This is a genomic window from Arthrobacter sp. ISL-72 (assembly GCF_018613755.1).
Taxonomy (GTDB): domain Bacteria; phylum Actinomycetota; class Actinomycetes; order Actinomycetales; family Micrococcaceae; genus Arthrobacter.
The window spans coordinates 176,531-186,457 of the sequence record NZ_JAGGPP010000003.1 but is presented as its reverse complement, the minus strand read 5'-3'; the positions used below and the strand labels follow the sequence as shown (position 1 = coordinate 186,457).

11 protein-coding genes are annotated in these 9,927 nt (G+C 65.3%); 3 read left to right on the top strand and 8 right to left on the bottom strand.

Going from position 1 to position 9,927, the window contains the following annotated elements:
* Positions 1–35: 35 nt before the first annotated feature.
* The 3 genes from J7I92_RS02920 to J7I92_RS02910 all read right to left on the bottom strand — a co-directional run bounded on the left by J7I92_RS02920 (position 36) and on the right by J7I92_RS02910 (position 2,249).
* Entirely contained in the window at positions 36–911 is an 876-nt protein-coding gene (locus J7I92_RS02920) for a hypothetical protein (protein WP_214837089.1), read from the bottom strand.
* Entirely contained in the window at positions 908–1,462 is a 555-nt protein-coding gene (locus J7I92_RS02915; protein WP_214837086.1) for an RNA polymerase sigma factor, read from the bottom strand. Before J7I92_RS02915 ends, J7I92_RS02920 begins: the two co-directional genes overlap by 4 nt.
* A 337-nt stretch (positions 1,463–1,799) precedes the next feature.
* Positions 1,800–2,249 (bottom strand): Hpt domain-containing protein, encoded by a 450-nt coding sequence (locus J7I92_RS02910; protein WP_214837083.1) that lies wholly within the window; start codon positions 2,247–2,249, stop codon positions 1,800–1,802.
* Between the two features lie 295 nt (positions 2,250–2,544).
* On the opposite strand from J7I92_RS02910, the gene J7I92_RS02905 reads away from it, so the two are divergent.
* Positions 2,545–2,745 carry a hypothetical protein gene (locus J7I92_RS02905; protein WP_214837080.1) on the top strand — a complete coding sequence of 67 codons (201 nt, stop codon included), beginning with the start codon at positions 2,545–2,547 and terminating at the stop codon, positions 2,743–2,745.
* Between the two features lie 117 nt (positions 2,746–2,862).
* Here J7I92_RS02905 and J7I92_RS02900 read toward each other — a convergent pair whose 3' ends face one another.
* On the bottom strand, positions 2,863–4,152 hold the full coding sequence (locus J7I92_RS02900; RefSeq protein WP_214837077.1) for an adenylosuccinate synthase: 1,290 nt from the start codon (positions 4,150–4,152) through the stop codon (positions 2,863–2,865).
* A gap of 317 nt (positions 4,153–4,469) precedes the next feature.
* Here J7I92_RS02900 and J7I92_RS02895 point away from each other — a divergent pair, with 317 nt between their 5' ends.
* Both J7I92_RS02895 and J7I92_RS02890 read left to right on the top strand, forming a co-directional pair.
* Positions 4,470–5,924 (top strand): cytosine permease, encoded by a 1,455-nt coding sequence (locus tag J7I92_RS02895; RefSeq protein WP_214837074.1) that lies wholly within the window; start codon positions 4,470–4,472, stop codon positions 5,922–5,924.
* A 207-nt stretch (positions 5,925–6,131) separates the two neighbouring features.
* A complete protein-coding gene (locus J7I92_RS02890) occupies positions 6,132–6,764 on the top strand; it encodes a uracil-DNA glycosylase (RefSeq protein WP_214837071.1) in 633 nt (210 codons plus the stop codon).
* Between the two features lie 118 nt (positions 6,765–6,882).
* Here the strand turns inward: J7I92_RS02890 and J7I92_RS02885 are convergent, their stop codons facing one another.
* From J7I92_RS02885 to J7I92_RS02870, 4 genes are all read right to left on the bottom strand, one after another.
* Entirely contained in the window at positions 6,883–7,305 is a 423-nt protein-coding gene (locus J7I92_RS02885) for a DUF3151 domain-containing protein (protein WP_214837068.1), read from the bottom strand.
* 2 nt (positions 7,306–7,307) lie between these two features.
* Positions 7,308–8,327, bottom strand: coding sequence for a class II fructose-bisphosphate aldolase (fbaA, locus tag J7I92_RS02880; protein WP_214837065.1), 1,020 nt, complete (start codon positions 8,325–8,327; stop codon positions 7,308–7,310).
* A 198-nt stretch (positions 8,328–8,525) separates the two neighbouring features.
* Entirely contained in the window at positions 8,526–9,200 is a 675-nt protein-coding gene (locus J7I92_RS02875) for a TrmH family RNA methyltransferase (RefSeq protein ID WP_214837063.1), read from the bottom strand.
* Positions 9,201–9,379: 179 nt separating this feature from the next.
* The coding region (locus J7I92_RS02870) for an HNH endonuclease signature motif containing protein (protein ID WP_214837061.1) at positions 9,380–9,927 on the bottom strand (548 nt) is incomplete at its 5' end.

Below are 9,927 nucleotides of genomic sequence, written 5' to 3'. Positions count from 1 at the left end.
TAATTCAGCAGGCTCCTAGGGCTGCGGCGCTAAGGCTACGGCCGGAACTTCGCCAGCCAGCTGCTGACGGAATCCAACGAAGAATCCACCGAAGAATCCAGTGCGGAGTCGAGCAGGTCCGCGCTGGATTCTTCCGTTTTCCGGCTGTTCTGCCCCCGGAGCCCGATACTGCCTTCCCCCAACTTCGTGGCGCCTTCCTCGGCAGCCGATGTGGCCTGGGCCGTGGGGGCGCCGCGCTGTGGCAGTAATCGGGCCCCGGACTGTTCCGTCGGATCGGCCTGATTCCTGCTGACGCCGAGAGTTTCGCCACTCCGTTTCGCTCCGTTGGCCCCGCCGCCTGTGGTTCCCGGAACCCGTTGCTGGCCCTTAGCCGGCGGCAGGACCTGTTCTGAACCCGGGCCTGCCGGTCCGCCCCCATCGGCGGTCGCGGGGCCGGGCCGCTGGGCATCCGGCTCTGCGGCCCGGTCCCCTGCCGACGGCTCCTCCTCGAGCTGGAGGAACAGTGGCACAGCGCGTTTGCCGCGGCCATCACGGTCCGCAGCCGCCGGCGCCACGGGAAGGGTCCAGCCAGGAGTCCAGTCCGTGGTCAGCTGCTGCACGGACCAGGGTCCGGTGCCGTCTCCTGTTGCCTGGTTCGTGGCTGCCACACCGCTGACTCCGAGTCCCATTCCGGCCAGGACGGCAAGGCCCACTACTGCGGGACGGTGCTTGCGCAGCCAACGCTGCCGGGTCAGTTCATCCTGCGGGCCGGACAGCAAGGTGGCAAGCTCGGGGCACGGAGCGGGTGCGGGCAGCTGGGCCAGGGCCGCAATGGACAGGAGGGCAGCCCTGAGATCGGGCACGTCAGTGTGGCCGGCGTCGAGCAGGAACCGGTCAACGGTCCCACCGGAAAGGTCATCCCTGGTTATCATGGCGCCACGTAGTCCTTTACGGCCGAATGTTCACGGAGTTTGTCCAAAGCACGTCGCTGAAGCTGCTTTACCGCTCCGGCACTTTTCCCCATGATTTCGGCCACTTGCTCCACGGTGAGATCTGCGATGATCCGCAGGGTCAGCACCTCTTTTTGCTCCTCCGCCAGGACCTGCAGGAGTTCCAGCACTTCCCCGGGCGCCACAAGCAACATGGCCGCAGCTTCGGCGGACGAAGTGGACCGCAGGTCATTCTCGGGTTCGTACGACTGCCTGGCGGGGGTCCGGCTTTGCCTTCGGTGGTCGTCGACCATCCGGGCATGAGCCACCGAGAACAGGAAGGTCCGGAGCCCGTTGGCACCGCCGCGGATGGTGTCTATCCGTGGCAGAACGGCCAGGAAGACCTCCTGCATGGTGGCCTCCGGGTCTTCAACGCCGCGCGCGGTCAGGTACCCCAGCACCTGCGACGCGCAACTCCGGTAGACAAGACTGAACAACTCGGCATCGCGGCCCTTGAGGGCGCGCAGTGAATCGTCGGTCAGTGCGTCAGTCACGGACGTGCGGCTTTCGTTCAAGGAGGATGGCTCATCGACTTGCCATCATGTTGCGGAGGGGCTGTTGGCCCGCTGAACAACTTTACCCCGGGTAACCAAGGGGAATTGTCGTCAGGGTCCGCACACTCCTGGGCAGGCTTCCTGCTAAACCGGCTTCGGACAAAAAGGGCCGGGCCGGAACTTGATGGGGGACAGTTCCGGCCCGGCTCTCTTTTTGCAGTCAAGCGCCGGGTTCGAACCTGATGGGGGACAACTTCGAACCCGGCGCTTTCATAGGGGTAATCGCCACGACCCTGTCCGGGGTTACGCGTAAACAAAAAAACTTTGAAAAGTTTTTTCAGCAGCCCGTGAGCAGGCGGGACAGCGCCGTTGCCAGCTCCCCGGCGTCGCGGCCGAGGCGGCGGCCTGTCTCGCGTGCCCGGTCCATCCGCCCGGCCTGGAGCTCAAAGTCGATGAGCAACGCGACCAGTCCCAGCCTGTTGGCACCTGCCATCGAGGCTGACGATGCCAGGCTCTGCGCGGCGGCGCTGGCGGCCTGGACATCACGCGCATCCAAGGAGCTGACCACGTTGGCCACCCGTGACGGGAGCAGCACGAGGAACAGGTTCAGGAACTCGAGCAGCCTGCTCTGCGAGTGAACCTCCCCTGCAAGCTCCTGAACCCGCACGGGATCAAGGACTGGTGCATGGTTGATGCGGGCACGGTACCGGCGCGGCCCTTGGTCCGGCACTGCGGCCGGGGCTGAACGACCTGCAGCTGTCCCGTTTTGTCCTTTGTCTATCTTCAAGCTGAGACCCATGACGTCCATCCCCTCCACCGATCGGTCCGGCGGCTTGCCTGCGGGACCCACTCCCAGCGAGGCTCCGGTGAATCCAAGATAAGGTCGGCGGACACGCCGGTCACGAGTGACCGGTACCCGGAATGGCCGGGGCAGCCAGCCGAGTGGCGCGTTCTGCTACCCGCGGGCGCCCCCGCGTTCCACGGTTCTAATCGCTCGGCCCTGGTCCCTCGGCAGGTCCCGATCGTGTAACACTCCTTCCGCAGGGGTTACCGCGCCGGGCTGCGGATGTCACGATACGGGCATGAGTGAGGAAGTGATGGCCCCATATGCCGCCGGCGCGGCAGCGGCCCCGAAACATGAGTCACGACTGATTAGTGCCGGATCCGCAGCGACCCGGGCCATGCGCGAGCAGGCCCGCCGTCGCCGCGACGCCGAAACCAAGCTGCAGCTGCATCTGCTGCAGATCCGGAACAAGCAGGCAGGCAGCCAGCCGGCCTCATAGGGCATTACAACTGATTTACGCAGTCCAACCGACGCCCTACAACCTATACAACGACGGCGGCAGGCCACCTTTCCAGGTGACCCGCCGCCGTCGGACGTTAATGAGCGTCAGCGGTTATCAGTCGAGGATCAAGTCGTTGACCACGATGGTCTGGTCGCGGTCCGGACCGACGCCGATCGCCGAGAACCGCGTGCCGGACAGCTTCTCCAGCGCCAGCACGTAGTTTCGCGCATTCTCCGGAAGGTCTTCCAGGGTCCGCGCTCCGGTGATGTCCTCGGTCCAGCCCTCGAAGTACTCGAAGATCGGCTTGGCGTGGTGGAATTCGGTCTGGGTCATCGGCATTTCCTCGTGCCGGACGCCGTCCACGTCGTAGGCCACGCAGACCGGGATCTGCTCGATGCCCGTGAGCACGTCCAGCTTGGTGACGAAGTAGTCCGTGAAGCCGTTGACGCGGGAAGCATGCCGGGCCAGGACGGCGTCGTACCAGCCGCAGCGGCGCGGGCGGCCGGTGTTGACGCCGAACTCGCCGCCGGTCTTTTGCAGGTACATGCCCATCTCGTCGAACAGTTCAGTGGGGAACGGGCCGGCGCCCACACGCGTGGTGTACGCCTTGATGATGCCGATGGAGCGCGAGATTCGGGTGGGGCCGATGCCGGAACCCACCGAGGCGCCGCCAGCCGTCGGGTTGGAGGACGTAACGAACGGGTAGGTGCCGTGGTCCACGTCCAGGAAGGTGGCCTGGCCGCCCTCCATGAGCACCACTTTGCCCTCGTCCAGTGCCTTGTTCAGGACGAAGGTGCTGTCAATGACCAGCGGCCGGAGGCGTTCGGCGAAGGACAGGAAGTATTCCACGATCTCGTCGACTTCGATGTCGCGGCGGTTGTAAACCTTGACCAGCAGTTCGTTCTTCTGGCGCAGGGACCCCTCAACCTTCTGGCGGAGGATGGAGGCGTCGAAGACGTCCTGGACGCGAATGCCGAGGCGGGCCACCTTGTCCATGTAGGCGGGGCCGATGCCGCGGCCGGTGGTGCCGATGGCCCTGCTGCCGAGGAACCGTTCGGTCACCTTGTCCAGCACCTGGTGATAGGGCGCGACGAGGTGTGCGTTGGCGGAGACGCGGAGCTTGGACGTGTCCGCACCGCGGGCTTCAAGGCCGTCAATTTCCTGGAACAGGGCTTCGAGGTTCACCACGCAGCCATTGCCGATGATCGGAACAGCGTTCGGGCTCAGGATGCCGGCCGGAAGGAGCTTGAGCTCATACTTCTCACCGCCCACGACGACGGTGTGCCCGGCGTTGTTGCCGCCGTTCGGCTTGACCACGTAGTCGACGCGGCCGCCAAGCAGGTCAGTGGCCTTACCTTTGCCTTCGTCGCCCCACTGGGCTCCGACGATCACGATTGCTGGCATGGGATCCTCCCCCATTCGTTCGGGCCGGACCTCGTCCGGTCCACCGAAGTGATCCGCCGCGGGACAGCGCCGTTCATGAGAATGCCCCGAATTCCACTGCCATGCGCGATCGGCCGGTTGACCGGGAGGCACAACGCAAGAGTTCCGGGGCTCTTACCACCCAAGTTTAGCGGATATGGGCCCGGACCACGGTGTCGGCCCATTCCGGACGACACGCCGGACTGTCCGGTATTCGCGACAGCGGGCGTCGCATAGCCGTTGTTCCGCGGCCCGCGACCCTGTGACATGGAACATAACAGTCAGCACGAGGAGTAAGCATGGCAGCAGGAAGTACAACCGTCGAGGCCCGGTCAATCGAAATGATCCCGCCCCGCGAGCGCCACGGCCACCCCAGGGGGCAGTTCACGCTCTGGTTCGGGGCCAACGCACAGATCACCGCGATCGTGGACGGCGCCCTCGCCGTCGTGTTCGGGGCAGATGCGTTCTGGGCCATCATCGGCCTCCTGCTGGGCAACGTGGTGGGCGGCGCGGTCATGGCTCTTCACTCCGCCCAGGGACCGAAGCTGGGCCTTCCCCAGATGATCTCCAGCCGGGCCCAGTTCGGCGTCTACGGCGCAGTGATTCCGCTGGTCCTGGTGATCCTGATGTACATCGGCTTCGCGTCGACAGGAACAGTGCTTTCCGGGCAAGCCATCAACCTCATGCTTGGCGTGGACGTCCCCGCGGTCGGCATCCTGATCTTTGGCGCCGCCACCGCGTTCCTTGCGATCCTGGGCTACAAGTACATCCACGCGCTTGGCCGCATCGCAACTGTGATGGGCCTCGCAGGCTTCCTGTACCTGACGGTTGCCGTGTTCACCAGGTTCGACGTGAGCCAGATCATGTTCCTGAAGGGTTTCGAGTGGCCCACCTTCCTCACTGCCATAGCCCTGGGCGCGGGATGGCAGCTCACGTTTGGCCCCTACGTCGCCGACTACTCGCGTTACCTGCCCCAGTCCACGTCGGAGCGCAAGACCTTCTGGTACACGTTCGCCGGCTCCGTGGGCGGCGCACAATGGGCCATGACGCTGGGTGCCCTCGCCGGTGGGCTCTCCGCCGCAGGCCTCGGCGGTGATTTCCTCAAGAACCAGGTGGGCTACATGGGAGACCTGGCCGGTGGTGGCCTGATCGCGGTCTTCGTCTACCTCGTGATCGTCACCGGCAAGCTCACCGTCAACTGCCTGAACGCCTACGGCGCCTTCATGTGCTCGGTGACGATCAGCACCGCCATCAACCGCCGGGATTCCGTCTCACGGGCAGCCCGCATAGTCTTCATCATTGCCGTCATCACAGCCAGCGTGCTGATTGCGCTCTTCGCCAGCAAGGATTTCCTGAACATCTTCAAAAACTTCGTCCTGCTGCTGTTGATGGTGTTTACGCCATGGTCCGTGATCAACCTCGTGGACTATTACAAGATCTCCCGCGACCGGCTGGACATCCCGGCGCTGTACAACCCGGACGGCCGCTATGGCCGCTGGAACGTTCCGGCCTTGGTCTCCTACGGGATCGGTGTCGTGGTGCAGGTGCCGTTCCTCGCCCAGGCACTCTACACGGGGCCGGTTACCAAGTGGCTGGGAGGAGCGGACATTTCCTGGATCGTGGGCATCCTCGTCACCATGGCGGTTTACTACCCTTGGGCCAAAGCCACCAACCGGGCGCCGTCCGAGACGATCTATCCCGCTGCCGCCTCCGACAGCGTGGAGAAAGCCTCCAGTGCGGCTGTGACCGGCTGACCGGATCCATGGTCCTGGGGCTGCGGGAGCCCCGGGACTGGATCCGGCCCGGCATTTCGCCGGGCTTGATAGACTGATGGTGATCGATCAGGAATCGGTCCACTCACCACATTTTCAAACCACACCGTATCTAGGCGTGTCCGGTATTTGGCATGCCCGCATCCGGTCTGGCAGCGTCACCGATCCCCGCAGGAGACCCAGCAATACATGACAGCCTTGGCTACTGAATCTTTCCGCGAGCAGCTTCTGAGCCGCCGTTACGAACCCAACGTCGCAGCTGTCAATGAGCTGTGCGACACCCTCCAGGGCGTCAAGCCGGACACGGTAGTCCCCTACGTGGACCCGATGCACGACGTCGACGAGTGCCGCATCATCAGCCTGTACTCCAACATCGGCACTGCCGATGACTCCGGCTTCATCACCGCCGGTGACAGCGAAGCCGCCACCCGCATGCTCGGGGTGCAGTGGAAGCTGGGCCTCCGCCCCGAATTCGTTATGCCCTGGAACGTCCACCCGTGGCACACCCCGGGTGAGCCGAACGGCAAGTTCACCCCGGACCAGATTTCCGCCGGCCTTAAGCCGCTCCTGAAGTTCCTCGCGCTGGTCCCCCGGGCATCGGTGATCGTGGCCCACGGCACCGAGGCCAACCGCCTGGCCCAGCTGCTCCTGAAGACCGAAGTGCCGCTGCTGTGGCGCCGCGGCCTGAAGACCTACAAGGTCCGCTCACTCAGCGGCCGCGCGTTCGCCGGAACCGAAGCCCGCCAGCAGCAGTACCTCGACGAGATGCACGTTGCCTACGCCGACGCCATGGCCCGCACGGGACTCTCCAAGGCCAACTAACAGCCTGAACCACGTACGACGGCGGCTCCTCACCTCGGTGAGGGGCCGCCGTCGTTCCCCACCCGCACCCTCAGCCTCGCAAGCTCGGCCAGGGAACCCTGCGGGCGGGCCCGTTCAGTTACCTGCCTTCAAGGGCCGCCTTGGCGGAGGGATCGGAGTCATTGAGGAACTTCTCAATGCGTTCCGGCTCCTCAGTCTCCCCGATGGCGGACGACGCACGGCCCAGGGCGTACAGCGCGCGCAGGAAGCCGCGGTTGGGCTCGTGCTCCCACGGGATGGGGCCAACTCCGCGCCAGCCGTTCCGCCGCAGCGAATCGAGGCCGCGGTGGTAGCCCACCCGGGCGTAGGCGTACGACTCGATGGTCCGGCCCTCTTTCCAGGCTTCCTCGGCCAGGATTGCCCATAGAAGCGAGGACGTGGGGTGCTTCGCCACGAGGTCCACGGCTTCCTGGCCGAGCGCGAGGTGCTGGTAGATCTCGCTCTCGGCAGGCAGGAGCGTGGGCTCGGGGCCCATCAGGTTCCTGCGGAATTCGTCGGACATGACTAGAAGGTCTTTCCGGCCGAACCGAGCTGCTTGGTGGCCTCGACAACGCGTGCGGCCAGACCGGCTTCGGCGGAAGCGCCCCAGACGCGGGGGTCGTAGGTCTTCTTGTTGCCGACCTCGCCGTCGACCTTCAGGACGCCGTCGTAGTTGCGGAACATGTGGTCCGCCACGGGGCGCGTGTACGCGTACTGGGTGTCCGTGTCGATGTTCATCTTGATGGTGCCGTACGAGACGGCGTCCGCGATTTCCTGGTCCGACGAACCCGAGCCGCCGTGGAAGACGAGGTCGAACGGGTTGTCCTTGCCGATCTTCGCACCCACCTGGGCCTGGATGTCCTTGAGGATCTCCGGACGCAGCTTCACACCGCCGGGCTTGTAGACGCCATGCACGTTGCCGAAGGTCAGCGCGGTGATGTAGCGGCCGTTCTCACCGGAGCCGAGGGCTTCAACGGTGGCCAGGGCGTCCTCGACCGTGGTGTAAAGCTTCTCGTTGATCTCGTTCTCGACGCCGTCTTCCTCGCCGCCGACGGTGCCGATCTCGACCTCGAGGATCATCTTGGCAGCAGCGGTGCGCTCCAGCAGTTCACGGGCGATGCGCAGGTTTTCCTGCAGGGTCTCGGCGGAGCCGTCCCACATGTGCGAGTTGAACAGCGGGTTCCGGCCTGCCTTGACCTCGGCCTCGGAAGCTGCGAGCAGCGGCAGGACAAAGCCGTCCAGCTTGTCCTTGGGGCAGTGGTCCGTGTGCAGCGCAATGTTCACGCCGTAGTTCTTGGCAACCTCGCGGGCGAAAGCGGCGAAGCCCAAGGAACCGGCCACCATGTCCTTGGTGGACGCACCGGACCAGTATGCGGCACCGCCGGTGGAAACCTGGATGATGCCGTCCGACTCAGCGTCGGCGAAGCCACGCAGGGCCGCGTTCAGCGTCTGCGAGGACGTGACGTTGACCGCCGGAAAAGCGAAGCCGCCCGCCTTTGCGCGGTCGATCATCTCGGAGTAGATCTCTGGGGTTGCAATGGGCATGCTGACTCCTAAAGTGAATTTCGTCTACGGGTTGTGCTGACCCTGGAGTGAACCTCGTCGGCTAGCACCCATCCTAGCCAGTTCTGTCCGGGGGCAGTGTTTCGGGTCACGGGGCCGGGTAACACTTTGCGCTGCCCACGCCCTGGATGGCAGTACGCGGAGGGCAGTAGGCCGGGGTGTATCAAATAGGCGGGGCAGCTAGACGTGCTGGCTGAAGACGTGCCGCCGGATCCAGGCGTGCATGGCGATGGCTGCTGCCGAGGCGGCGTTGATGGAGCGGGTGGATCCGAACTGTTCGATCGACAGCGTGTCCAAGGCGGCGGCGTGCACTTCCGGGGTGAGGCCCGGGCCTTCCTGGCCGAACACCAGGACGCAGTTCTTTGGCAGGTCGTAGGTTTCCAGCGGCACGGAATCAGGGAAGATGTCGATGCCGATAATCGCCAGCCCCTCCCCCTGCGCCCACGCCACGAAATCCTCCACCGTGGGATGGTGGCGGACGTGCTGGTAGCGGTCGGTGACCATCGCCCCGCGCCGGTTCCACCGGCGCCGTCCGATGATGTGCACTTCCTTGGCGAGGAACGCGTTGGCCGTGCGCACCACGGTGCCGATATTCAGGTCATGCTGCCAGTTCTCGATGGCGATGTGGAAGTCGTGACGCTTCGAATCCAGGTCGGCAACGATGGCTTCGTGCTTCCAGTAGCGGTACTTGTCCACAACATTGCGCCGGTCCCCGTCGGCCAGGAGGTCAGGGTCCCAGTGCTCGCCTTCAGGAAGCTCACCTTCCCAAGGCCCGACGCCGACCTCCGCCTTCGGCTCCGCTTCCTCCTCGGACGGGGAAACAGGGACAGGTGGGGTCTGGGGGTGGTCAGTCACCCCTCAACTTTAGCCGCGAACTCCAGCTGCGCCGGGCCGACGCCTCGGGCACGATGGCGCAGCGCGGAATGCCCGGCCCGCCCGCCGGAACAGCAATGGTCGTGCCGATGTGCCGCCTGTCCGATGGAGGTGTGCGCAAAGTGGATGCACAGCGAGGACGGCCCGCAGCAGGCCTGACCCTAGGCCGCCCTGAAGAGTGCCCCGTCGGGCAAGGAATCCACCGGCACGGGCGGCTCGGCGTACCCGAGGCTCCCAAAGCCGTCCGGCGAGCCTAGCCAGTCGGGTGGTTCCCGGTCCTGGTCTTCGCCCGGCTGGCCTTCGTCCGCGTCGGACGGTTCGGGCCATTCGGGTGGTTCCCAGTCCTGTTGTTCGCTGCGGTAGGACCGTCCGGTAGGTGAGATCCAGCCGGGCGGCTCGTCCCGCGTTGCGTTGACGGGGGTCCAGGCTGTGGTGTGCTTCAGTCGGTGGTGCATGCGGCAGGGCTGGCCCAGGTTGCTGATCCCGGTAGTTCCGCCGTCTGCCCAGGCGAGGAGGTGGTCCGCGTCGTTGTCCAGGGAGGGGTTGTTGCACCCGGGAAAAGGGCAGCGCCCGTCCCGGAGCCGGAGCCACTGCCGCAAGGCCGTCGGGATCCGGTAGGTGCTGCGGCCGATCTCCAAGGGTGCCCCGTCACGCGGGTCGGTCAGGACCCGCCGGATCGAGGCGGCACCGTCCGCGACGAGGCGGCGGG

Bases quoted from the DNA above. Each gene is read 5' to 3' on its own strand.
- J7I92_RS02920 (WP_214837089.1), bottom strand. From the start codon at position 911: ATGATAACCAGGGATGACCTTTCCGGTGGGACCGTTGACCGGTTCCTG.
- J7I92_RS02905 (WP_214837080.1), top strand. From the start codon at position 2,545: ATGAGTGAGGAAGTGATGGCCCCATATGCCGCCGGCGCGGCAGCGGCC.
- J7I92_RS02900 (WP_214837077.1), bottom strand. From the start codon at position 4,152: ATGCCAGCAATCGTGATCGTCGGAGCCCAGTGGGGCGACGAAGGCAAA.
- J7I92_RS02895 (WP_214837074.1), top strand. From the start codon at position 4,470: ATGGCAGCAGGAAGTACAACCGTCGAGGCCCGGTCAATCGAAATGATC.
- J7I92_RS02890 (WP_214837071.1), top strand. From the start codon at position 6,132: ATGACAGCCTTGGCTACTGAATCTTTCCGCGAGCAGCTTCTGAGCCGC.
- J7I92_RS02885 (WP_214837068.1), bottom strand. From the start codon at position 7,305: ATGTCCGACGAATTCCGCAGGAACCTGATGGGCCCCGAGCCCACGCTC.
- fbaA (WP_214837065.1), bottom strand. From the start codon at position 8,327: ATGCCCATTGCAACCCCAGAGATCTACTCCGAGATGATCGACCGCGCA.